The sequence below is a fragment of the Streptomyces sparsogenes genome (genome assembly GCF_001704635.1).
In the GTDB taxonomy this organism is placed as follows: Bacteria; Actinomycetota; Actinomycetes; order Streptomycetales; family Streptomycetaceae; genus Streptomyces; species Streptomyces sparsogenes.
In genome coordinates this window covers 92,439-113,676 of record NZ_MAXF01000136.1, presented here as the reverse complement: position 1 = coordinate 113,676, position 21,238 = coordinate 92,439, and the positions used below count along the sequence as shown (strand labels likewise).

Genomic DNA, 21,238 nt, shown 5'->3' with positions numbered 1-21,238 from the left:
GCGTCAGGCCGCGCCCCCATTGATGAGCTGGAACAGCGTCTCGGCGCTCGACTCGCTGAGTTTCGACTTCGGCCTCTTTGCCTTCGCGCCCGGCCGGGCGATCGGCTCCGGCGGGGTCGGCTTCTTTCCCTTGCTGCCCGAGTTGGCGAGGATCGTCACGTACTCCAGGCGCGCCACCCGGTCCGCGATCAGCGCAAGCAGCTGCTCGACCTGCGACCAGCGGCCCTTCTCCGGCTCGCCCGCCTCGGCCTGCTCGGCCATCTCCTCATCGCTCAGACTGTTGCGGAGCTCGGTCATCGTGGCCGACTCGGGTGGCAGATGCTGGATCAGCACCCGCAGTCGGCGCCACGACAGACGGCCCCGGTACACGTCCAACAGGTCAACGCCCGGGTAGTAGCGGGCGAAGTCTCCCTCTACCGCCTCCGCGTGGGCCTCGAGGACCGAGACGGTCCACTGGACTTTCCCAGGGACTCCCCGGAGGCTCGCACAACCGCCTCGGCGAAATTGCCGATGCCCTCCGCAGTCGGGTCGAGCTCTTCGTACAGCTCGTAGTCGTCCTGGTGGAGGACGAGCGCGAAGAAGCCGTCGAAGTCGCCCTGGTTGAGGGCACGCAGCGCGCTCGACCGCCAGCGCGTGTTCGGGAGGGCACGCACGTCCTTGGTGACGCCGTCGTAGCCAGCGAGCGCCACGGTGACGTACTCGCCGCCGTCCGCCTCCAGTTCCTGCGCGGCGGCCTCCTCCTTCGCAGCGTCGAGGGCGGCTTTGGTTGTGGGCATGGCACGGGCCTCTCTATCTCACGGCGCGGGCGGGCAGGGGAAGTGGTGGGTGGGTCGGGCCCGCGCCAGGGCGACCCACCCACCAGTCATTGAGGGCTCACGAGCCCGTGTACGCAGGCGTCGCCGGGACGCTGTCCGTGTGATAGACGGTGTTGCCCGCGGCGTCCGGATACGCGGTGATAGTGATCTCGTAGCCGCTCATTTCGTCCTGCTTGAACGTGACGTCGCTGCGGTCGGAGATCTCGCCGGCGGGGACGTAGAAGCCGCGGGCCGAGTCGCCATCGAACACGGCGAACCACCACGCACGACGGTCCACCGACGGCGACGCGGTCTCCGCGAACGAGGTCAGGCCGGACGACGGAGTGAGGTCGGCGGCCGGGATGCGGAACATCACCGACTGGACCGCCACCCGAGCGGTCTCCCACAGTGTCACCTTGAATGTGCGGATCGACTTGGTGATCGTCGTGCGCAGTGGCGACGTCAGGCCCCAGGGGGTGAACTCCTGGCTGTCCTCATCGAAACCGAACACAAGGCCATCGTCCGAGATGGCTCCGAGCGGCTCCCACGGGCTGACGGGCTGCACCAGCGGCGAGGACGGGGCCGTCGTACCGACGTCCGATACCCAGCCCCCGCCGTTCGAGCCGATGACGGTGAGGTCCGCGGCCCTCGTGATGTTGACCATGTGGGTCTCCAGATATGCGAAGACCCCGCCAACAACGGACGGGGTCGGGAAAGGGTCCGGCGCGGGCCCAACCGGTCAGGAGACCGGGTGAAAGAAGATCTCGTATGTGGCCCCGCATCGGCGGAGCCCCGTGTTCTCGTAGGGGCGCCACGAAGGCGCCGACACTGTCGACACTCGACCGAAGACCGCAGCCGGCGTCTTCGTCCCTGGCAGCCTCATCACCAATGCGTCACGGGTCTCGCGGGCGAGTAGGGAAGCGCCGCCGCGTGTCGCCGCATAGGCGTCCACGTCCACGAGCGCCCGGTCGAGCCGGAAGCTGTCATCCGAGCCACCAACCCGCTGCACCTGCCCCACAGGCAGAACGTCAAGCAGGTTGGCCGGAAGCTCTGCCGTGAAGTGCGCATCAACTTGGCTGTCGAGCCACGCTATGAGCTCGACCTCCACATCGGGCCAGATCATCAACCACCCCCGGCCCGAGCGGCGCGCAGCATCACGTGGTGGGCAGGGACGCGTTCGGTGCCGTACTCCACCCAGCGGGCGTAGTAGGCCGTGTTCGTCACATACGCCACCGCGCGGTCACGGCGACGACCGCCGCGCCTCGTAGACGTCACCACCACCGATGCCTTATACAGGCCCGGATGCGGGTCTCCGGGGGTTAGGCCGACCGGGGCCGTGGCCTCGGCCGCCGCCTTGATGAGCTCGCCTCGGCGCACCATCTCCGACTCGATCACTTCGGAACGGAGGAGTTCCCCGATCCCGCTGCGGGAGCCTCGGAACCGTGCCGCCATGGGCCACCTCCAGCCGTCATCCGGTGACGCGCTCAAGCGCGGCAACCACCGGGCCATTGGATCCTGTGAAAGGTGACCGGAAGACCCCGGCTTGGCCATCGACCTCGTAGAGCACGCCCGCGACCCTCACCTGATCCGTTGGCCTCAGATCGGTGCCGGCGGGCGCGTACAACGTGAGCCCAATGATGACCGTGTCTCTGGCCTGGGTCTGTTCGTTCCCTCCTGCCGCGTTGCCGTCCCTGGGGGCGATGCCGCAGCCGGGCACCGGGATCTCCTCGGGAGGGCCGGGGGTTTCCACGCCGTATTCGTTGTACCCGGTTGGCGCTCCGGGGCGGACGATGGTGACGGTTTCACCTTGGGGCAGTGCGCGCATCGCACACCTCCTCCACCGCGTCACACCAGGTGCTCAGGTCTGCCGTGGGGTCGAGGGCTTTCGAGCGGGCCTTGGCACGGCGTGATGCCGCCCGGTACACGGTGGGATCGTCGAGTGCCTCGATTGCCTTCTGCCAGGCATCGATGTCGTTCCGGTCCTGGAAGAGGCCCGCTGCCCCGAGGGATTCGGTGAGACCCTCGGTGGGGTGGGCGAGCACGGGTATTCCGCTGGCCATGGCCTCGACGCCGACACGCCCCCAGGACTCGTAGTCGGAGGGCATGAGCAGGAGTCTGGTGCGGGCGTATACCTCGTCGCGCATCCTGCGTCCGTCCATGTGGTCGAGCACGAGTACGTTCAGCAGATCGGGCGGCTGCTGTTCGCCATAGCCTCCACGGACCGCAAGGAACTTGCGATCCGACAGGCGCTCGGCGAGCTCAGCCAGAACGCCGATCCCCTTGGTGGCGGTGCAGTTGATCAGCGTGATGCAGTCGCCCGGCCGCGTCCGATACTCGTTCGCGTGCACCGGGGGCCGCACCACCAGCATCCTGTCTGGACGCCGCATCTGACCATCGAAGTGCTGCTGGGCCTCGGCCAGCATCCATTCGGAGTTCACGACGACCAGGGCTGTCGAGCCGGCGGCTATCGGCTGCCAGGTCAGGTCGAAGGTGTTGTGGCACACGACGACCATAGGCACGCCGTGGCCGCGGGCCACGCACGCGGTGAGGGGCACGTTCTCCAGGTGGCTGACCAGCGCATCGGCTCGGGCTGCCGCTGAAGCGAAGCTGCCGCCGGGACTGTGCGGGACGACACGGACGCCGTCCACCTCATAGGGATCTCGGCTGGCGGCCCACTGCGACAGCCACACCTCAGCGGCGTGACCACGGCTGACCAGGGCGCGCAGCATCTCGTGCAGCGCCCATTCCGCCCCCGCATTGTGATCAGGTGGGTATGCGTGGACGCGTGCGACTACCCGCACCGGGCGCGTCACCGGAACCTCACCATCGACATGCCAGCCTTCGGTCGATACCCGGCGTCGGCGAGCTCACGGCGGTCCTCGTCCGTCATCAGCACCGCAGTGCCGACCCCGGAGCCGTCGGTGCGGTAGCTGTAGGGGCCGATCGTCTCCCCCGTCACCCCGCCAGCCAGCGTTGGCGCGGTCAGGGTTCGAAGCGCCATGCGTGCCACCACCGCGACCACGACGTCGGGGATCCGCGCGTCGCCGTGGCTGTAGGTGACCCGATAGGTGCCTGGGTAGGCCTCGGCATCGTCCTCGTACCAGAGTTCCGGCAGGTTGATGACAGGGCTGTCAGTGCAGGTGCGGACAATGTCGAGGCCGTCCCACTCCCAGCCCACCACAGGTAGGTCGGGGGCTCCGCCGGTGCCGATGGCCACTACAGAGGTCACGTCGAGGACTGGCCGTTGCGGCAGCCGGATCTCGCCCTGCTGGGCGCGCACCACGACGATCTCGTTGTCGGTGCGGGTGAAGTTCTGCTTCGTATAAGCCCGCACCTTCGCTGACGCGTCCACGAGCAGGGCCTGGGCTCGGGCCGCTTCGGCAGAGGTGAGCGGCCTTCCGAGTCGGTCAGAGAGGTCGGTCGCGCTAGCGAGGGGATCCACGGCGAGCCACCCCCTCCATAGCCTGACACCACAAGTCGAGCTCCGGCTTTGGATCCTGCTCTGCGGCGTGGGCCGCCGCGGCCTTGGATGCCTGCGGGTATACCTTCGGGGAGAACAGTCGCTTCACTGCCGCCTCCCACGCATCCAGGTCGTCCCGGTCGGCGAAGACACCGGCTTCGCCGAGGGATTCTCTGAGTCCCGGAGTGGGGTGGGCGACGACTGGAATGCCCGAGCACATTGCCTCCACGGCCACGCGGCCGTAGGACTCGTAGGAGGAGGGTGCCAGTAGCACCCGCGTGCGCGCGTACACCTCCTTGGCCATACGGTCACCAGGCGTGTGCGGCAAGATCTCCACGTTCGGCAGGTCCTCGCGCACGATCTGTGCCCCGTAGCCGCCGATGACGCCGAGGAACTTGCGCTTCGGCATGCGTTCGGCGAGGGCGTAGAAGACCTTGGCGCCCTTTTCCTCCGTCAGGTTGACCAGGGTAATCCGGTCGCCCGGCGAAGCGTGATAGTCCTCCACGGCCACGGGCGGGTGCACGGTGATGCCCCACGGCATCGGACGGTCGCCGCGGTGGATGCGCCACCACGCCTCAACGTCGCGACGCATCCAGTCCGTGTTGTAGACGGCCAGCGACGGCAATCCCTTCACCAGCCACGACTTGGACTTCTCGTAGGTGTTGTGCAGCAGATGCACGACGGGGATCCGGTTGAGTTCGCCCAGCACCGACGCCCTGGCGGTGTTCTCAAGGTGCGTCACGATCACATGGGCTCGACCCTCGCCACGCATCCAGCGAGAGGGATCCGCCTTGCCCCGGTACGGGTATACGGACACGCCGTCGATCTCGTAGGCGGAGTCCGCAGAACGCGGATCCGACAGCAGAACATCCACCTCGTGCCCGCAGCCTGCCAGTTCACGTAGAAGGCTGTGAGCGGCCCACTCGGCGCCCGCGTTGTGGCCCGGAGGGTAAGCGTGCAGCATCGCCAGAACTCGCACCAGAACTCCGATCTGCCAGCGGCCGACAACCCACACAGGGCTGCCGGCCGCGTTCGGTCAGGACGCTGCGGTCGTCGCCTGCACGACGGCGAACGGGGACCGGGTGGCCGAGTTGGTGTTCAGGCGAGTCGCCGGGTTGGCCGTTGCGAACGCGACGCGCATGACGACCCGCATGGCGACCGAGTCCTGCTGCATCAGGTTCAGGATGACCTTGCCGTCGTCGTCGGAGATGACGCCCTCGGTGAACAGCTTGAAGCTGATGTCCTGGCGGACGCCCACGATCGCCTTCGTCCAGTCGCCCATCAGCAGCTCGGCCTCGGACAGGTCCCAGGCGCCGTTGGTGAGCTCGGACATCGGGTAGCCGTACAGCGTTCCGCCGAGCCCGCCCTGCAGGTTGGGCTGGTAGATCGGCACGCCTTGCTCGGAGCGCATCGTGTTGAGCTTCCACGTCAGGCCGGGCCGGCTGATGAACCCGTTGACCGCGAAGCCGTCCTCCGACACCTTCCCGGCTGCCGTCGCAACATCGACAGCGAAGTCGGTGCCGGTGCCGGAGATGACCGCGTTGCCTGCGGCCACAGCGGACTGGTAGACAGCCGTGGGCCAGGTGGACGGCTTGTCGAGCCCGAAGAGACCCGCCGCGTCCAGCTTGGCGCCGATTGCTTCGACGAGCCGAGGCCGGACCTCGTTCCAGATCGGCATCTGGGCGTCGTCGAGGTACGCCTCGGGGATCGGGACGATCGCCGCGATCTCCTCGGCGACCAGGTCGACGTTCTTCCAGTCCTGAGCTGAGGTCTGCTTCAGACCGGTGTCACCGCCGACGAAGTAGGCGAGCGGCAGGACGTCGAGAACCGGCTGGCGCTGCGTCTTGCTCGACATCGGAACTCGCCGGGCTCGCTGCAGAAGCGCCGATGCTGCCGGGAGCTCCTCGATGATGTCCGCCGAGACGGGAGTCGGGACGAGCGGATCGTTGCTGGCGTCCCGGCTGATGAGCGAGTTGTACGTAGGCACGGGGTCTCCTTCCGGAAAAGCAGCGACCCCGGCCCCGTGCGGGTGATTCCGGCGCTGCGGTGAAAGTGGTTAACGACCGGCCATGCGCCGGATCCAGTCGTCCGGGCTGGTCGCGGCTGTTCCGGACGCCGTCGCGGCGCCGGGTGTGAGGGCTTCGACGGGCCTCGGAGAGGTGGGCGCGGCGGTCGGTGCGGCAGCCTTGAGGCGCTCAGCGAGCACCTCTGCCCGGGAGTTGATCTCCTCGTCGCTACCGGCTCCGAGCAGGTCGATCAGGTCCGGGGGGATGTTGTGCGTGGCCGCCGCCATCAGGCGGGCGTTTGTCGCGCGGAGGTCGCTGAGCTGCTGCTCGACGCTCTGGGCGCGCTCGTTGGCCCGCTGCAGTTCGGACTTCTGCGTGTCCTCGAACTCCTGGTACTTCTGTGCGGCTGCACGCAGTTGGTCGATCTCGTCCTTCGACTTGAAGCCGAGTGCGGCCAGATGCTTGTTCTCGTGCTGCCGGGACAGCGCCTTCCACTTGATCGCCTCGGACTCCCAGTCCGTGACCTCCTGCTTCGGCTCTCCGGCGTTCTGCTGGGCTGCTCCCTCCTGCTGCTGGGCGGGCGGAGTCTGCACCTGCTGGGGGATCTGCCCTGCGGCTACCGCTTCGGCGGGGGTGGGGACGGCCGGCGTGCCGCTGGCGGTCTCCGTGGTGTTCTCGGCCATTTGTGCTCCCGTGTCGGGTGTGCGGCCATGTCGGCGCGCGCGAGTGGGGGAATGCGAAGAGGCGCCTGCCATGTCGGCGGACGCCTCGCGTGGAGACAGCGCGCAAGCGCTGCAGATTGGGGTCAGGCTCGGTCGGGTGCCTGGTAGGCGGCCCGGCCTTCGGACTCCCACCAGCGGCGGAACGCGTTCACGGCGTGCTTGCCGCCGCGACCTCGCGTTTCCCGCAGCCAGTCGTCGTAGAGCTTCTCGGCGATGCCGATGAAAGGCTCGTTGAGGGTGAAAGCGGGCCAGGCCTGGCACGCGCAGTGGTCGTGGTAGCGGTCGCCGCCCTGCCGCGGGTCTCCGGCAGTCTGCGCCGATTTGTAGACCGGCCCGCGCGACGCGAGCATTGCGCACCAGGCGCACGGATCGCTGTCGGTGACCCGGGACCATCCGGTGGCCTTCTCGTCGGCGGCGACGGACTGGTTCATCACCGACCGGCCGCCCTCGAGTGCCAGGAACTGTGTCGACCCGACCATGCGGACCGCCGCCGCGTCCATGGCCTGCTGGGGGTTCTTTCCGGCGGCGATGGCCTTCTTAAACTCCACCGGGCCTGTCACATCCAGCGACGCCTCAAGGCGGTCGATGGCCAGTTGTAGTGGGCTCTCAGGGTCGAACCCGCCATCCGGTACACCAGCAGCCCGACGCGCATCCATGTATGCCGCCCGGGCCAGCGCAGCGGACTGCTCCCGCGCCTGCTGCACGATCGGCATCAGTACCGCGCGCACCGCCGGCCATGAGCCATCCACCTTCGCCGGGTTCATCAGGTCACGCCACACCCGCAAGACCTGTCGCGCCATCTGCGCTGCCAGCAGTGCTTGCGTGCGCCGGAAACGCTGCGCCTCCCCGGCCACCTCAGGCCGCCGCGGCAGGCGTCTCGGATGGCGTCGTGGAGCCGGCCGGAGGCTGCATCTGCTTCTCGATGATCCCGTTCAGGCGGTTCATCGCGTCGCCCTCGGACGCGGCCGTCTTCCAGCGCTCCACATCGGTCTGAGTCACGCCCGGGACCCGCTCCCACAACTCCTGCGGAGGCACGCCAAGCATCGTGACGAGCTTTCCGAGCGCGTCCACCGTCTGGGCCAGCGAGCGGGCCGACGTGTCCCGCCACACCACCTGAGCCGCCGTATCCTCCCAGGCGCCCAAGTCGTTGGAGGCCAAGCCGACCAGCCTGAGAAGCTGCTCGTGCGACTCGCCGCACAGGCTTTCTCGCTCGTCTGTCTTGCCGTCCAAGCCGTCCCGGGCCGCGGCAAGAGCCTCCGCGGACAGGTTCACCATCTCTCCGAGCAGGTGGTACGGCGGCACCTGCGAAATCGTGGCTGCGTGCCGGATCGATGCCTCACGCGACTTCAGGTAGCCGGTCAGGTCAGTGGCGTCGAACTCGCCGAACTTGGTGTCCGCGTCCTCGGCGACAAACAGGCCGTCCACGCGGGACTTGAACGGCTCCATCGGATTGCCGCTCTCGTCCACCGGGGGCGCCATTCCCGTAACCCAGCGCTGACGGAACGCCGCATACTGCTGCGCCATCAGCAGATTGAACGTGGTCATGTTCAACTGGTCCTGCACATCGAACAGCGGCTCGACCTCGCCAATCACGCCGTCACCATCAAGATCCTGCGTGTTCACGTACCGCACGATCGGGCAGACTCCGAGACGGTGCTCCATGCCCCAGTCGGCGCCGTCCGGCTTCAACTGCGACCCATCCGGCTTCCCCACCAGGGTGTAGCGAGCCCGGTCGTCGTAGAGCCGCACGATGCGCCGTTTGCCGTCCTTCGTGTTCTCCAGACGCTCCTCGACCCCGTAGATCGGCCACTCGTCGTTCACCGAGTCCGCGTACACGGCCGTCATCCGCCGCGGCGAGAACGGCGTGATCACCGGTACCGGCTTGCCCGGCATCACCACCGCATACGCGGCTCCATACGTGAGGACAGACCGGTGGATCCCGTGCTGGCGGGCGTCCATCCGGTTCGCCTGCCACACCCGCCACGGCGCCGCGTTCTCGTCCGAGCCTGCTGGCCGGTACCCGTCCACGTACATGTTCTGCGCGACCACCGTTACGACCAGCGGCAGGATGTTCACCCGGGCCCGCTCGATCAGCCACCGGTACTCCGCGCGGGCTCCCCGCGGCACGTACACGCTCGAGTGCTTGCCGCACATGTAGTCGGCGATCTTCTGTAGGCGCGTCTGCTCCCCCTCGCGCATCTCCAGCAGATGACGCGCCGTCGACACCGCCTCCGGCTCCGACATCACCACGACGCGCCCACCCCCTCGCTACGCGAACCCATGCACGCGGCCCGTCCGCCGGCGCTTCTTCTGCCGCTTTGCCCAATCCGGCGACGCCAACAGCGCCCGCCGCGCCATGTCCGCCAGCTGCATCGCCGCAAAACCGTCCACCTTCTTCGGCGACTCCCGCGACTCCTTACCGAAGGAGACGCCCCACCGGTTCGGGCGCCGCCGGGCGTTCCCGACATGCCGGTTCAGCACCTTGTGATCCGTGTGGAGGATCTTGACGTCCTCGATCGCCTGCACCAGCGCCTCGGTGGCCTTCGTCAGCTCCTGCTGGTGGCCGCGCATGTCGTAGCCGATCACCGACTTCGGTGAGGCCTTCGCCACCAGTTCGTCCCGGTAGGTCTCGCCCCACTCGTCGATGTACGACTCCCACAACTTCACGTCGGCGAAGAACGCCCGCACCTGATACAGGCCGAAGGCGTGTGCCACAAGGTCGGATACCTGCTTGCGGTCGACTTCCCAGCCCTTGCCCAACGGGCCTTCCGGGCGCTCCCAGATCCCCAGCGGCTGCACCAGCCGGTCCGCGATCCGCATGGCGATCAGCGCCGTCGCGTCGTCGGTCTTACCGCCGTCGAAACCGAGGGCGATTTCGTCGCCGTCCTGCAGCCGCAACTCCGAGGCGCACCGAGCCCACTTACCCGGGTCCAGCAGCGCATCCTCCGCCGCCACAGGTTGGTTCAGCCAGTAGCGGCGCGAATCCGACGGGGCCGACTGCGGATCCCAGATCTCAGCGATGATGCCGTCCAGGTCCATCCAGGACGCGGCCGGCCCGTAGGCCTCCTTCAACCCGACGAGCAGCGCGTCCCGATCCGCGAGGTCCGTGCCGTCCTTCGCCTGCCGATGGTCGAAAAGCAGGCCCGCCGCATCAGCGTCACGGATCCGGCCCTCCCGGATGGCCTTGTAGTAGGTGTGCGTCGCCTCGGCCACCGAGTCCTGGCCCGGCTCGTACATCGTCGACGTCTCAAGGCACCACGGCTCGGCTTCCTTGCGCTTACGCAAGTTCCGGCGGACCGTGCCGTGCATGCGCCGCAACTCGGGCAGCACGTACAGGTGCGTCTCGTCGAAAACCGCGAAGGTCTCCTTACCGCCGTCCTTCGCCGCCGAGGAAGCCGTCGACGGCGTGATCTCCCCGCGCTGATGGTGCAGGATGATCCGGCTCGACGACTGCGCCGACTTGCCGATGTCGATGCCCGGGAACTCATCTCCGTGATGCTCAACCAGGTACTCGAGCATCGTGGAGACGTTGTCGTAGGTGTTGCCGGACTGGCCTTCCTCCGTTGCCAGGCAGCGGATGAACGGCGACTTCACCGGCCGACCGACCGGCTCACCGTCCGCGTCCCAGCCGTCGAAGCGCACCGGGAACAGCGCCTCGGCGCAGACGAGCATTCCCGCGATCTCAGACTTGGCGCGGCCCTTCGCCCGTGACAGGAACGCCCTGCGGTAGACGCGCCGCCCGGTCTCAGGATCGAGACGGTAGGCCTTGACGATGAACGCGTAGAACTCGTCGTCCAGATCGATCGGCTCGCCCACCACGTCGCCAGGCCCATGGCAGAGGTACTGCTCGACGTGCTCGACGAGCTGATGCCCGAGTGAAGGGAACTCGCCGTCGTATCGGGGTCCGCGCCACGGCATGGCACCCCCTATACGGCATCCTCACTGACGATCCGCAGGTTCTTCCGCCGGTCCGACGTCGACCGCGGCGTCTCGGCCGGGGCCGGCTTGTCCGTAGGCGTTTCGATCTGAAGTTTCAGCCGCATCCGGTCCTCTGGCGTCGCCCCGTATTTGGCGGCCCGCAGCCGGACTTCGGATGCGAATTCCCAGCGTCCCTTGGTCCACATGACGTGATGCAGCAGCGCCGTATCCAGTAGGAAGTCCCAGTCGGTGTCGATGAACACCTGAGCCTGCGCCGAGGCCCGCCACGTGTCCCACCACTGCCGCGTGCGTGGATGCCAGTCCTCGTCGTCCGGCAGTACCCCCTCGGGGAGCAGCGGCCCTCGCAGCTCGTCATCGTCCTCAACCCGCTGCATCTCGGCATCGCGACGCTTCGTGTCCCGAGCCCGGGAGCGCGTCTGCTTCGGCGCGAAACCACGACCAGCCATCAGGGGCGCCCCCTCACAGCAAATCGGCGATCACCTTCGACAGGTCCGCCAGCTTTGATGGCGCGTTCTCGAACGGCCTGCGGGTCATGCAGATGTACCGCTCGCGGTCGTACACCTCGACGGCCACCTCGCCGCGGCGAATTCGCCGGCCCCGACCGACCTCTCCATAGCCCCAGACATGCAAGCCCTGCCCCGACGGAGAGACCTCAATGTACGTCCGCGGCAGGCGATCCACGATCTCTCGAGCCCACGGAAGCAACTCACCGTCGGCCAGGGCGTGGTCGAGGTCGATGCACGCGAGGCGGTCTTCCGCGCTGAGCACGAAGCCCAGCCCGGCGCCAGCCGTGGACCGCGTGGCGGTACGGTACGTCGTCCAGGTATCAGGCGCCGTCGACGAGGCCACCGTCGCCTTCCCAGCCGCGACCGACAACGGCACCTTGCGATCCGTGTGGCGCACCCACTGCCGACGACGCCGCAGCGCGGCCGGCGTCGGGTCAGCGCTCCGCTGCCGCTTCCGACAGGCCGCGGTCCGGCAACGGCCAGAACAGAAGCGCGCGTTGTGGGCATGCCGTGCACCGAGCGGTCCCCGGCAGTGCTCGCAGCGCTTCATCGTCATGCCACAAGGATACGCCGACGTGTAACGGCAATAGGCACTCTGACCTGCATTGATACGGGGTCGTGACGTTCCAGGAGTGGCTCGCCAGCCGCGAAAACCGGGCAAGGTCACGCAACATCTCCGCAGGTGAGGCCATGATCACAACTTCCCCAGTGTCGCGCGCACCGCGCCAAGCTAACGTGCCCGATCCTCGGGATTTTTCAAGATCGGAGTCCCCTCCCACCCCTCATGACACCTCAGTGGATCATCCCTGGGTGCTCCTCGGGTGGCCGGCGCCTGGGCGGCTTGGCGTGGGCCACGGCGGACGCTTCGCCTCCGGTCTTGCGGTTGTGGTGCCACTCGCACAGCGACCACAGGTTCGAGTCGCTGTGGTCGTCTACGCCCTGGGCTGCGCCGATCTTGTGATCCACCTGGTTGGCCGGCTCGCCGCAAATGCCGCCGGTTCCGAGCGGCCACTGGCAGACTCGCCTATCGCGCTTGAGGATGCGCCCGCGGATGCGATGCCACCCCTTGGGAAGGGGTGCTGAGCGCCGGCCTTGGCTGGACATCAGTCCCCGCCCTTGGCCTTGCGTGAAGCCTCTTCGCCCGGGGCGTGGCCTGGTCGGGCTCCGGTGGCTCGCTGGTGCAGGTTCGAGCACAGGCCCTTCACTACGCCCGGGCTGACATACTTGCCAAGTTCGACGACGCAGCGGTCGAAGTCTCCGGGGACGCCCCATTGGATCTTTGCTGCGCCTTCACCGTGCGCCCAGTACTCCATCAGGCGTTCGGTTGCTGCGGGGTGTCGCTGTGCTCCTCCGGTGTCCACCATGTCAACCACCTCCATCCTCTGTCGGCGCCTGGTCGAGGCGTTGGATGCTGCGGATGCGGTCGATGGGGATGGCGAGTGCGAGGCCGGCACTGTCGTTGAAGACGGCCCATTCGGCTCGGAGGTCGAGTTCGAGTGCGGGGTCTTCGACGATGAGGCCGTTGGTGTTATCGAAGGTGACGACGTAGCGGATTACATCGGTGCCGAGGATCTACCCGATCCGCTGCTCAGCCATCGACGGCCTCTTGCCTACTGACGGCTCGCAGTTGCTCTACAAGCCGCTTGTTGGCGTCGGCGATTGCGGTCTCGATCTTCTCGCTACAGTCTCCCAGGTCGGGGTCTACCTTGAGCCGGATGGCCTGTCCGTCGTCGACGGTGACCTGGTTGGCGGGGATGTCGATGGTCTCTTCGAAGACGAGAACACCGCGGGCGCCGATCTTCTCGGCGACCCCGTCGAAGGGCGAAGTGTCACCGGGCTCGTCCGGGTAGGGCGGCGGCTCGTACTGGTCGATGACGAGCACGAAGGGCGGCTGGTCGTCTCCGGCGCCTTCGGGGAGTTCAAGGATTTGCAGGCGGGCCATCAGTCGGTCACCGCCTCGTAGGTGGCAGCGAAGATGTCGGGCTTGACGGGGTAGAACTCGCCCGCCACGCCTTGGACGACGTAGTCGCCGCGATCGACCCAGTGAAGGCCCTCCAGGGTGGAAATGATCATTCGGCCGTCGCGCGGGTCAATGGTGACACCGCTCTCCGGGTAGGGCTTGCGCCCCTCGATGACGTCCAGGGGCTCGAAGGAGCCGAGCGTGTTGAGCTCTATCCACTGGTAGACGGCGTGCGTCTCGGCGGTTGATCCATCAAAGAGCATGGCTTCGATCTCGACGGGCTTCTTGCGGTAGCGGGCCATGGCGCGTCGGGCTCCTCTGGTGGTCAGGTGGTCTCGGGGAGTTCGAGGAGGTGCCAGACAAGTTGTCCGCCGGGCGGGATGGCCGTGCCGACGTGGATGGCGTCGTCGGGGATGGGGTGGCCGGTGCCGTACACGCGGAAGCCGCGCCGGGTCGGCTCGCCGGGCCCGTGGATGGCCCAGATTTCGACGGTGTGCATGCTACGGCTGTCCACATGCACGATCTCCCCCGTCAGGTCGACTGCATGCCAGCAATCATCGACGGGGACCTCGTAGCGGTGGATCGCGCGGGTCACGTCAGGTCCCCCTCGGCGGCGATGGTGATGCGTCGGGCGAAGAGGGTGAGGGTGACGGTGACGAACTCGTCGGCGCTCAGGTCATTGATGCGAATCTTCGCATCTTGAGGGATCGGGACCTCGATCCCGTTGATGCGTACTGCGCTGGGCACGAGCACGTCGCGTGTGCCGGAAGGGTTGCGGTCGATGATCTCGATGTCGGCCCCGGCGGGAGGGGTGGATGTCATGGGCGCCGGCCTCCTGTCATGCGGGTTCGACGATCATCCAGGCGACGGTGGAGGTGTCGGTGCCGCTGGAGCTGGTGATCGTGAACGAGGTTCCGGCGGTGCGGGCGGACACCCGCAGGAACCCCGCGGTGCCGCCGAGTGCCTGGTTGGTGAGGAAGATCCTGCTGTTGGCGGTGACCGCCGTGGTCGAGACGGTCGCTGCCCCCGCAGCGAGCGCCACTGTGCCCATCTTGGCGTTCGATCCTTCGGCGACCATGAGGCCTCGGCCGGCTGTAGCGACGCGGAGATCGGCACCAGTGACCGACCACTGGTTGGCTGCTGTGCGCCCGTAGGTGACTTCGCGGGCCGCTGCCCCGGAGCCCTGCTCGATGTTCCCTGATCCGAGGACGCGATATCGGTCGAATGTGTCGCCGCCGAGGATGACTGCGTAGGCGACGTCGCTGGTGGCGGTGCGGTTTGAGGTGACGGCGCCGGTGAGGTTGCCGCCTGCTGTTGACAGGACGCCGGTGGTGGGGTGGACGTGTCCGGCATCTGCTGCTTTGCCGGTCGAGCCGGCTGCCTGTGTGCCGAGGGCCGCGATGTCGGCGGCTGTCCCGTCGAGCTGCACCACGCCGGCTGTGGAGGTGCTCGCGGCGGGGAGGGTGGGGGTTCCGTGCGTGTGGTCGCCGCGCGAGTAGGTGGTGGCAGAGCCTGCGCTGGAGGGGGCGCCGAACGAAGTCTGCGCGGCGACCGTACCGGCGGCACTGGGTCCCGCTGCTGGGGTCTGCCAGGTTGCAGCGGTTCCGGAGGTCGCGGTGGGCACTTGGCCGGCGGTGGGGGTTCCGGTGACCGCGACGCCGCTGACCTTGGCAACGGTCGGGTTGGGGTAGGTGCCGGTGAGGTCTCCCCCGGCTGCGTCTCCGGCACTGATGGCGCCGAGGTCGGCTGCGGTGATGGTGACGTCGCCACGGTCACCGTTGACGGAGGTGACGGCTCCTTCGGTGACCTGGATGACGCGCGGGGGTTGGGTGCCGTTGGGGGTAACCGTGATGTTCACTGGGTCACCTCCGGCGCCAGGAGCGCGCGGCCTTCGAGGAGCCGCATCACGGTGGTTCCGTCGGTGACCTCGAGGTCCCAGCGTCCGGAGCGGGTGAGGGTGGCGGTGATGGTGGCCGGAATCAGGACGGTGATCGCGGCGCCGGTGATGGTGAGGTACGGGGTGAGGTCGAGCAGCAGCTCGGCGTCAGGGGCGGCGAGGACTCGAATCTGTGCGCGGGCTGTCCACCTGGCCCAGTCGATCGGCGACCCGTCATCGTTGGTGCACGTGTAGGTCTCAGCGAACGTGCTGCCCTGCTCGATCTGGAGGTCCCACGCGCCAGCGGTCACCACGCCCCCCTTCCGTCAGGCGGCCAAGGCCCGGGCGATTCCCTCTTCGAGCGTCACCTTCGGCTGGTAGAAGTCGAGCATGCGGCTCGGGTCGGCCACGCGGTGGTGGACGCCTTGCGGCGCCGTGGCGAGGTGCTTGAGCTCGGGCCGATAGCCCGCCGCTTCGGTCACCATCTGGGCGAGTTGGTCGAAGCTGGTTGCCCGCCCGGTGCCGAGGTTGACCGGCCCGGTGACGTCCTGGTCGACGGCTGCCAGTGTGGCCCCGACGAGATCCGAGACGTGGATCCAGTCGCGCGTCGAGTCACCCGCGCCCCAGATCTCGAACGGGTCCTGCCGCTCGCGTGCCCGCCGGATGAACGCCGGGAACGGGTAGCAGTTGGCCTGGTCCTCGCCGTAGCCCGAGAAGGGCCGCAGCACGGTCATGCGGGTGCCCTCGGCCGCCGCGTACTGGCGGAGCTGTTCCCCCGCCAGCTTGGTCAGCCCGTAGGTTGCGTCGGGGCGCCCTGGCTGCTCGTAGTCGATGTCGTCCTCGCGTAGCCGCCGCACCTCGCCGGGCTGCTGAAGCGCCACCGGGTACGCCGCGCTGCTGCTGAAGTACACCGCCCTCGGGGTGCGGGTGCGGGCGAGCCACCGCATGTACCAGGAGTCCAACGCGAGGTTGGTGGCGACGCCGAGCGGGCTGCCGTCGATGCTGGCCCGGCCGCCGACGACCGCTGCACAGTGGATCGCGAGGTCGTACCTGACGTCTGCCGTGCGGAAGTAGTCGAGGGCGTCGTGCCCATTCTTGAGGTCGACGGTCACGACGTAGTCGCCGCGGTCCTGGAGGGCGGCGTGCAGGTGCCTGCCTATGAAGCCTCGGTGACCGGTGAGGAGGACACGCATCAGGTCCCCTTCACGACAGTCTCAGGTTCTCCGCTGGTGTTGACCGCCACTGATTGGCCGGGGATGAGAGTCCCGCCGTGGCTGTAGGCGACGAGCTTCCGCAGCTTGTCCAGGTCGGCTTCGAGCCCGCCGCCGTCCCGGTACTCGTAGTAGGCGGCCGAGTCGGCAGACACCTGCTCGCTGCTGTTGGCCTCCTCGTAACCCTGGTCGAGCTCGGCCTTGCCTGCTGCGGGGTGGAGGTGCTCTATCACCATGTCGTCGAGGTAGGTGATGCGGCCCATGCCGCGACCCCAGTCCAGCCAGCAGAGATCCAGGCAAAGATGGGTGAGCACGGGCGGCGCGAAGTAGCCCAGCGTGCTGACGATGTCCGATGTCATCGCCACCGCTGTCGGCATCCGCTCCCCCATGAGCAGGTCGTTGCCGTACACGATGCCGGGGCCGCCGGAGAGGCACTCCCGGATGCGTGCATCCCACGGCCGGTCGGCCGGGCGCGGCCGGTGGTCGTCACCCATGAAGCCGAGGAACCGGTACTGGTTGGCCGCCTTCAGGGCCTGCTGGTTGAGGGTGCCGCACAGCCGGCGCCGCTTGCCGAACGTGAAACGGACCCGCCCATCGCTCTTGAGGGCAGCGGCGTGCTTCTTGTACGCGGCCAGCTCCGGGTCGTCGGTGTCAACAGCGAACAGCACGTCCGCGGTGGCCCCAGTGTCGTCCCACGCCTGCACGATCTCGGGCACGGCCTGGGGTCGGCCGCGGGTGGGGATGATGACGAGCAGGTCGTCTGCCATGGCGCGGGCCGCCCTTCTCAGATGGCGTGGAAGAGCCGCAGGAGGAGTAGCAGTGCGGCGATGACGAGGATGAAGGCGAGCGCTGAGCGCCACGGCTCTTGCACAGTTCCTACCCTTCTGTGGTCTGGCCCGCCGCCCGGCCGCGGTCCTTCGGGCGACGGGTGTTGGGGTCCGCCCGGCCGTGACGAGTCGACCGGGCGGACGGGACGCCGTACTGGGGGGATGGCGTCCGGCCTGCCCCCGCAGAGCAGGCGCTGTTCCTCGCGGGCGAGAGCGGCCACCACCCCGGTACTGCTCGACCAGCCCGCGAGGAGTCGTTAGGTGGCGTTGTCGATGCGGACACAGCCGGTGATGGGTGGTGCGGGGGTGGGTTCGGTGACGTTGCCGTCCTCGTCCCTCTTGGCGGGGTCGATCTCCATGAGGTTGTAGCGGGCCGCCTTGCCGTGGCCGTGCACGGTGATGCGGCCTTCGGATGCCCATCGCCAGATGGTGCCGACGGGGCGGCCGGTCCAGTAGGCGACGTCTGCGGCGGTGGCGAGCGCGATCGTGGAGGCCATGGCCACCTCCAGGAATGACGAAGGCCACCCGGTGTGGGGTGGCCTCAGCGCGAAGTTCAGCTATCTGAGCAGATCATGACTTCGGTTCGTGCGATTGTCAACCAAGCGTCGATTTCGCTCACGTTGCGGCTCCAGTGGCATTCCAGCGCATCGGCCTCGTAGTCGATGGCAGCAGCTGCTGATTCGAGGCCGCAGTCGGGTTCGCTGGCGAGGTTGCGGCAGGACTCGGCGATGGCCCGTAGCAGGGCGAGCACGGCATCGCAGCCGAGGTAGGGCTGCCCGTCGGTGGCGGTGACGATGGGCAAACTGGTGGAGGCGGGCTGCACTGGGGCGTCGTCGTCCTCGGTCACGGCCGCCGCCTGTCGTATAGAGCCCGCGTCCTGTCGAGGGCAGCGCGTGCTCGAGCGGCGTGTCGCCGGGCGCTGATGGCGCACGCTACGGACGAGATGGCGGCGAGCCAAATGATGGCGGATTGGATGACCTGCTGGTGGTTCATGCCGCCCTCTTCCCTGCCGAGGCGACGGCTTCCTGTGCCTGCCGGAGTTCTCGCCAGCCCCACATGTCGTCCCACTGGGCGCCGCAGGTGCCACACCGTATGCGGCTGTTCGCGGCGGATGCGGTGAGCTGTGCCCCGCACAGTTCACCGTCCACGACGACGGGGCAGACGCCGACACTGACGCGGCCGGGTTTCCGGTCGTGCGTCAGTGCTTGCTTGCACTCGGCGTGGAGTTGGCGGATCTCTTCCACGTCCTGGCCGACGGATTCGTAGGCGTCGCAGGCCCAGGGCAGGTTGTTGATGAGGAACCGCAGGTGCTCGGGCACCGCCTGGGCGGGGCTGCCGCGCCAGGGTGCGATGGTCCAGGCGAGGGCGGCCCGCCACGCATCTTCAATGTCGCGGAGTCGAGTGGCTACTCCCCCGGTGGCCGCGAGGGAGAGAACTTCAAGGCGTGGCGGGATCGGCGGTGTTCTGCTGCCGGAGGTGGGTGCGCCGCCGCGGCGGGCGCCGCGCATCAGGGCCGCACTGCTGTTGATCTGCTGGAAGATGGTGGCGAGTTCGCCGAGCCGTTCGCCTGTGCGGGTTTCGCAGGGGCGGCAGGCGAGGCGTCCGGCTTCGCTCTCCCACAGGTCTCGTCCGCATGCGGTGCAGGTGGGCCAGGCGTATTCCTCGGCGGCGTGGTTCACGGTGGCTCCTCGGTGGCACGGGTGGTTCGAGGTGCTGGTGGCGCTGCCCCAATTGTGCATGCGTGTCCCGACAGCCCCGGGGCGCTGCACTCGGGCGGCACCTCCGCACAGGTGCCGCCCCTCGTTTGAGTGTTTCGCCCCGCATCACCTGGCTCGCGCGGCCACACTGTCTTGTATGGGCGTGACGTGGACGGTGCTGGCGGAGTCGGAGGATGAGGCTCGGGCCGAGCTGGAGCGGGCGTGTACTGCGCTGGGTCTGGTGCCGTTGGGTCGCCCGTCGCGGGTGGTGGGCCGGGACCGGTGGATGGCGCGGGCTCGGCCAGCACCGGCCCCGCAGCCTGCTGGCGCCGGGCACGAGTAGGCCCCGCCCGTTGGGCGGGGCCGTGGCATGCGGCAGGTCAGACCATCAGCGCGTACTCGTCGAACAGATCCCAGGCGTTCCGCAGCCGCTGGTCGGCCTTATTCAGAAGCACCTGCTGCTCGCGTCCGCTGCTGGTGCGGGCGTCGGTGAGGTAGGTGGCGGCGGCGTCCACGTCGTCGGTGTCGAAGTGGGCGAGGCCCAAGTTCCGGCTGGCGTCCTGGAGCTGGTCGATGAGCTCGTCTACGTCGGTGGCGGGCGCCTCGTCCTTGTCGGCGACGACGGCGAGGGGCTTGGCGTAGCGGTCGATGATCTGCTCTATGGTGACGGTCATGGGTTGTTTCCTTCCTGGTCAGGTGTAGGCGGGGCCGTTGACTTGGGCACCGACGATCCGGGCGTTGGGGTGTTCGCGCTGGGTTGCGAGGATGTCGGCGACGATGGCGTTGAAGCTGTTCGTGGAGCTGAAGCTGAGCAGCTGACCGGTGCGGCCGTCGTACAGCCGGTAGTGGATCTCTTCGTGGACGGGGCGCCGCTCGGGCAGTAGCTTGCCTTTCCACATGTCTGGCATCGGGGTTCTCCTCTACTACTTGCGGGCGTTGTAACGGATGCGGTCAAGTTCGCGGGCTTCGGCGAGCAGCCGTCCGGCGGTCGGGCGCTGGTGCCGGTCTTCGCATTCGGTGGCCCAGCACTGGTGGGTGTGGCAGGTCTCCCGCTCGTCCGCGTGCATCCCGGCGGCCTCGCGGGCGTCGTCACGGCGGAGAGCGGCGGCAAGTCGCTTGTTCACGGGCGTGTCCTTCCGGGATAGGTGGCGGTGTGCTGTCAGCACCTGACGCTGGGTCCGGTCATCGACACGAGCCGGGCGCAGCCGTACTTGGCGGTGGCCTTCTTTGAGGCCGCCTGCATGATCCGGTCGTCGAGGGGGTCGGTGGTGTCCACGTCGACCTGGATGGCGACCGTCTTGTTCGGTAGCCCCAGGGGGCGGGTGATTTCCGCTTTCACGGTGTAGCGGGGCATAGCTCTCCTTGGAGATGTCAGCGGATGACGTTGGCGAGTGCGGGCCACAGCCGGTCGTCACGGCCCCACACCGGATCGATGAGATCGATATGGGTGGCGTGGCAGAGTTCGTTGGTGGCATGGCGTCCGATGCCACGCCACTCGGTGTTGATCATTCGGCGGTGGCCGGGGTAGTCGCCCGCCGCCATCTGAATCTCGTCGTCGGCGTCGGTGAGAGGGATCCAGTCGCCGCCACGGCTGCTGGGGCCGTGCGCTACCACGGTCATCCCAGCGCGCTTCGCTGCGGCACGGATCCGGGCGAGGAGTGCGCCGTCGGCGATCCAGCCCTCGACGAATGCCCGCTGCCGCCACGTGCGCCCGTCGTAGCCACGCACCGGCGGGTGGCCGGGCTGTGAGTTCGTGGTGACGAGCCCGGCCCGGCATGCGGGTGCGAGCACGGGGATGAGATGGTTGGTCTCCTCGTCCGGCTGTGTGTCGCAGTACCCCGGCCGTGTCGGGATCCGGCCCTCCAGCCAGTCGGCCATCAGGTTGCCCAGGTCGGCCACCGAGCGGGCGCTTTTCCACGGGTTGCTCATCAGCTCCACTCCCACGGCTGGCGGGCGGTAGCCGCACACTGCGCGGCGTCGGCCAGCGCCGAAACCTCACCACGCCAGGCAACCGGCATCAGCGAGTGACCGGCCGCCTTGCCGAGGGCTGCCGCCATTCGCCCAGCGTCGCGGGAGGAGATCGTGAACGGCCCGTCAGCACGGTTGGCGAGTTTGAACAGCTTGTGTACGGCCCGCCAGTCCCTGGCGGAGAGCACGTTCGCAACGTGCCTGCCTACCTCCGAGACAGAGTCGGCGGACCGGTAGGCGGTGTCGTGACTGGTACTCCAACCCATGGGGGT

36 protein-coding genes are annotated in these 21,238 nt (G+C 68.1%); 1 reads left to right on the top strand and 35 read right to left on the bottom strand.

Features of this window, described 5'->3' with window-relative positions; genetic code table 11:
- Positions 1-3: 3 nt before the first annotated feature.
- The 18 genes from BBH68_RS28765 to BBH68_RS39845 all read right to left on the bottom strand — a co-directional run bounded on the left by BBH68_RS28765 (position 4) and on the right by BBH68_RS39845 (position 12,791).
- Positions 4-369 carry a DUF5361 domain-containing protein gene (locus BBH68_RS28765; protein WP_245738350.1) on the bottom strand — a complete coding sequence of 122 codons (366 nt, stop codon included), beginning with the start codon at positions 367-369 and terminating at the stop codon, positions 4-6.
- Between the two features lie 44 nt (positions 370-413).
- The gene (locus tag BBH68_RS28760) at positions 414-776 is read right to left on the bottom strand and encodes a hypothetical protein (RefSeq protein ID WP_065966628.1); all 363 of its coding nucleotides are present in this window, start codon (positions 774-776) and stop codon (positions 414-416) included.
- Positions 777-873: 97 nt separating this feature from the next.
- Positions 874-1,458 (bottom strand): phage tail tube protein, encoded by a 585-nt coding sequence (locus BBH68_RS28755; protein WP_065966627.1) that lies wholly within the window; start codon positions 1,456-1,458, stop codon positions 874-876.
- Positions 1,459-1,533: 75 nt separating this feature from the next.
- Complete coding sequence (locus BBH68_RS28750) at positions 1,534-1,917, bottom strand: hypothetical protein (RefSeq protein WP_065966626.1); 384 nt, start codon at positions 1,915-1,917, stop codon at positions 1,534-1,536.
- Positions 1,917-2,246: an HK97 gp10 family phage protein gene (locus tag BBH68_RS28745; RefSeq protein ID WP_065966625.1), complete on the bottom strand. Its 330-nt coding sequence runs from the start codon at positions 2,244-2,246 to the stop codon at positions 1,917-1,919. Before BBH68_RS28745 ends, BBH68_RS28750 begins: the two co-directional genes overlap by 1 nt.
- 16 nt (positions 2,247-2,262) lie before the next feature.
- On the bottom strand, positions 2,263-2,619 hold the full coding sequence (locus BBH68_RS28740) for a hypothetical protein (protein WP_065966624.1): 357 nt from the start codon (positions 2,617-2,619) through the stop codon (positions 2,263-2,265).
- Complete coding sequence (locus BBH68_RS28735; RefSeq protein ID WP_245738349.1) at positions 2,597-3,607, bottom strand: glycosyltransferase family 4 protein; 1,011 nt, start codon at positions 3,605-3,607, stop codon at positions 2,597-2,599. The genes BBH68_RS28740 and BBH68_RS28735 overlap by 23 nt, the downstream gene beginning before the upstream one ends.
- Positions 3,604-4,146 carry a hypothetical protein gene (locus BBH68_RS28730; RefSeq protein ID WP_141713076.1) on the bottom strand — a complete coding sequence of 181 codons (543 nt, stop codon included), beginning with the start codon at positions 4,144-4,146 and terminating at the stop codon, positions 3,604-3,606. Before BBH68_RS28730 ends, BBH68_RS28735 begins: the two co-directional genes overlap by 4 nt.
- A 73-nt stretch (positions 4,147-4,219) precedes the next feature.
- The gene (locus BBH68_RS28725) at positions 4,220-5,218 is read right to left on the bottom strand and encodes a glycosyltransferase family 4 protein (RefSeq protein ID WP_079151259.1); all 999 of its coding nucleotides are present in this window, start codon (positions 5,216-5,218) and stop codon (positions 4,220-4,222) included.
- A 72-nt stretch (positions 5,219-5,290) separates the two neighbouring features.
- On the bottom strand, positions 5,291-6,241 hold the full coding sequence (locus BBH68_RS28720) for a phage major capsid protein (RefSeq protein ID WP_065966621.1): 951 nt from the start codon (positions 6,239-6,241) through the stop codon (positions 5,291-5,293).
- Positions 6,242-6,310: 69 nt separating this feature from the next.
- Positions 6,311-6,943, bottom strand: a complete 633-nt coding sequence (locus tag BBH68_RS28715; protein ID WP_065966620.1) for a hypothetical protein — start codon at positions 6,941-6,943, stop codon at positions 6,311-6,313.
- Between the two features lie 122 nt (positions 6,944-7,065).
- Positions 7,066-7,836, bottom strand: coding sequence for a VG15 protein (locus BBH68_RS40945; protein ID WP_065966619.1), 771 nt, complete (start codon positions 7,834-7,836; stop codon positions 7,066-7,068).
- 1 nt (position 7,837) lies between these two features.
- Positions 7,838-9,226 carry a phage portal protein gene (locus tag BBH68_RS28705; RefSeq protein ID WP_245738357.1) on the bottom strand — a complete coding sequence of 463 codons (1,389 nt, stop codon included), beginning with the start codon at positions 9,224-9,226 and terminating at the stop codon, positions 7,838-7,840.
- Between the two features lie 24 nt (positions 9,227-9,250).
- Positions 9,251-10,900, bottom strand: coding sequence for a hypothetical protein (locus BBH68_RS28700; RefSeq protein ID WP_065966617.1), 1,650 nt, complete (start codon positions 10,898-10,900; stop codon positions 9,251-9,253).
- Positions 10,901-10,908: 8 nt separating this feature from the next.
- Entirely contained in the window at positions 10,909-11,367 is a 459-nt protein-coding gene (locus BBH68_RS28695; protein ID WP_245738348.1) for a phage terminase small subunit, read from the bottom strand.
- Between the two features lie 13 nt (positions 11,368-11,380).
- Positions 11,381-11,983 carry a DNA primase gene (locus tag BBH68_RS28690; protein ID WP_065966616.1) on the bottom strand — a complete coding sequence of 201 codons (603 nt, stop codon included), beginning with the start codon at positions 11,981-11,983 and terminating at the stop codon, positions 11,381-11,383.
- 236 nt (positions 11,984-12,219) lie between these two features.
- A complete protein-coding gene (locus BBH68_RS42195; protein ID WP_158080392.1) occupies positions 12,220-12,393 on the bottom strand; it encodes a hypothetical protein in 174 nt (57 codons plus the stop codon).
- 137 nt (positions 12,394-12,530) lie between these two features.
- The gene (locus BBH68_RS39845) at positions 12,531-12,791 is read right to left on the bottom strand and encodes a hypothetical protein (protein WP_076972100.1); all 261 of its coding nucleotides are present in this window, start codon (positions 12,789-12,791) and stop codon (positions 12,531-12,533) included.
- Here BBH68_RS39845 and BBH68_RS28680 point away from each other — a divergent pair.
- Entirely contained in the window at positions 12,790-13,044 is a 255-nt protein-coding gene (locus tag BBH68_RS28680; protein ID WP_065966614.1) for a hypothetical protein, read from the top strand. The two genes, BBH68_RS39845 and BBH68_RS28680, sit on opposite strands and share 2 nt — an antisense overlap.
- Here the strand turns inward: BBH68_RS28680 and BBH68_RS28675 are convergent.
- From BBH68_RS28675 to BBH68_RS28595, 17 genes are all read right to left on the bottom strand, one after another.
- A complete protein-coding gene (locus tag BBH68_RS28675) occupies positions 13,016-13,369 on the bottom strand; it encodes a hypothetical protein (protein WP_065966613.1) in 354 nt (117 codons plus the stop codon). The genes BBH68_RS28680 and BBH68_RS28675 overlap by 29 nt on opposite strands.
- Positions 13,369-13,689: a hypothetical protein gene (locus tag BBH68_RS28670; RefSeq protein WP_065966612.1), complete on the bottom strand. Its 321-nt coding sequence runs from the start codon at positions 13,687-13,689 to the stop codon at positions 13,369-13,371. Before BBH68_RS28670 ends, BBH68_RS28675 begins: the two co-directional genes overlap by 1 nt.
- Positions 13,690-13,712: 23 nt before the next feature.
- Positions 13,713-13,982: a DUF7352 domain-containing protein gene (locus BBH68_RS28665; protein ID WP_065966611.1), complete on the bottom strand. Its 270-nt coding sequence runs from the start codon at positions 13,980-13,982 to the stop codon at positions 13,713-13,715.
- Positions 13,979-14,209, bottom strand: a complete 231-nt coding sequence (locus BBH68_RS28660) for a hypothetical protein (RefSeq protein WP_065966610.1) — start codon at positions 14,207-14,209, stop codon at positions 13,979-13,981. Before BBH68_RS28660 ends, BBH68_RS28665 begins: the two co-directional genes overlap by 4 nt.
- 16 nt (positions 14,210-14,225) lie before the next feature.
- Positions 14,226-15,245, bottom strand: a complete 1,020-nt coding sequence (locus tag BBH68_RS28655; protein ID WP_065966609.1) for a hypothetical protein — start codon at positions 15,243-15,245, stop codon at positions 14,226-14,228.
- The gene (locus BBH68_RS28650; protein ID WP_141713075.1) at positions 15,242-15,574 is read right to left on the bottom strand and encodes a hypothetical protein; all 333 of its coding nucleotides are present in this window, start codon (positions 15,572-15,574) and stop codon (positions 15,242-15,244) included. The genes BBH68_RS28655 and BBH68_RS28650 overlap by 4 nt, the downstream gene beginning before the upstream one ends.
- Before the next feature lie 15 nt (positions 15,575-15,589).
- The gene (locus tag BBH68_RS28645) at positions 15,590-16,456 is read right to left on the bottom strand and encodes an NAD-dependent epimerase/dehydratase family protein (protein ID WP_065966607.1); all 867 of its coding nucleotides are present in this window, start codon (positions 16,454-16,456) and stop codon (positions 15,590-15,592) included.
- Positions 16,456-17,241, bottom strand: coding sequence for a glycosyltransferase family 2 protein (locus tag BBH68_RS28640; RefSeq protein WP_065966606.1), 786 nt, complete (start codon positions 17,239-17,241; stop codon positions 16,456-16,458). The genes BBH68_RS28645 and BBH68_RS28640 overlap by 1 nt, the downstream gene beginning before the upstream one ends.
- Before the next feature lie 317 nt (positions 17,242-17,558).
- Complete coding sequence (locus tag BBH68_RS28635) at positions 17,559-17,798, bottom strand: helix-turn-helix domain-containing protein (RefSeq protein ID WP_065966605.1); 240 nt, start codon at positions 17,796-17,798, stop codon at positions 17,559-17,561.
- A 56-nt stretch (positions 17,799-17,854) separates the two neighbouring features.
- Positions 17,855-18,148: a hypothetical protein gene (locus BBH68_RS28630; protein ID WP_065966604.1), complete on the bottom strand. Its 294-nt coding sequence runs from the start codon at positions 18,146-18,148 to the stop codon at positions 17,855-17,857.
- Positions 18,149-18,290: 142 nt separating this feature from the next.
- Positions 18,291-18,980, bottom strand: a complete 690-nt coding sequence (locus BBH68_RS28625; protein ID WP_065966603.1) for a hypothetical protein — start codon at positions 18,978-18,980, stop codon at positions 18,291-18,293.
- A gap of 398 nt (positions 18,981-19,378) precedes the next feature.
- On the bottom strand, positions 19,379-19,672 hold the full coding sequence (locus BBH68_RS28620; RefSeq protein WP_065966602.1) for a hypothetical protein: 294 nt from the start codon (positions 19,670-19,672) through the stop codon (positions 19,379-19,381).
- 18 nt (positions 19,673-19,690) lie between these two features.
- Positions 19,691-19,906, bottom strand: coding sequence for a hypothetical protein (locus BBH68_RS28615; protein WP_141713074.1), 216 nt, complete (start codon positions 19,904-19,906; stop codon positions 19,691-19,693).
- Between the two features lie 15 nt (positions 19,907-19,921).
- Positions 19,922-20,122, bottom strand: a complete 201-nt coding sequence (locus BBH68_RS28610) for a hypothetical protein (RefSeq protein WP_065966600.1) — start codon at positions 20,120-20,122, stop codon at positions 19,922-19,924.
- Positions 20,123-20,157: 35 nt separating this feature from the next.
- The gene (locus BBH68_RS28605; protein ID WP_065966599.1) at positions 20,158-20,352 is read right to left on the bottom strand and encodes a hypothetical protein; all 195 of its coding nucleotides are present in this window, start codon (positions 20,350-20,352) and stop codon (positions 20,158-20,160) included.
- Between the two features lie 17 nt (positions 20,353-20,369).
- Complete coding sequence (locus tag BBH68_RS28600; protein WP_065966598.1) at positions 20,370-20,927, bottom strand: DUF6919 domain-containing protein; 558 nt, start codon at positions 20,925-20,927, stop codon at positions 20,370-20,372.
- On the bottom strand, positions 20,927-21,232 hold the full coding sequence (locus tag BBH68_RS28595; RefSeq protein ID WP_065966597.1) for a DUF7739 domain-containing protein: 306 nt from the start codon (positions 21,230-21,232) through the stop codon (positions 20,927-20,929). The genes BBH68_RS28600 and BBH68_RS28595 overlap by 1 nt, the downstream gene beginning before the upstream one ends.
- Between the last annotated feature and the right edge of the window lie 6 nt (positions 21,233-21,238).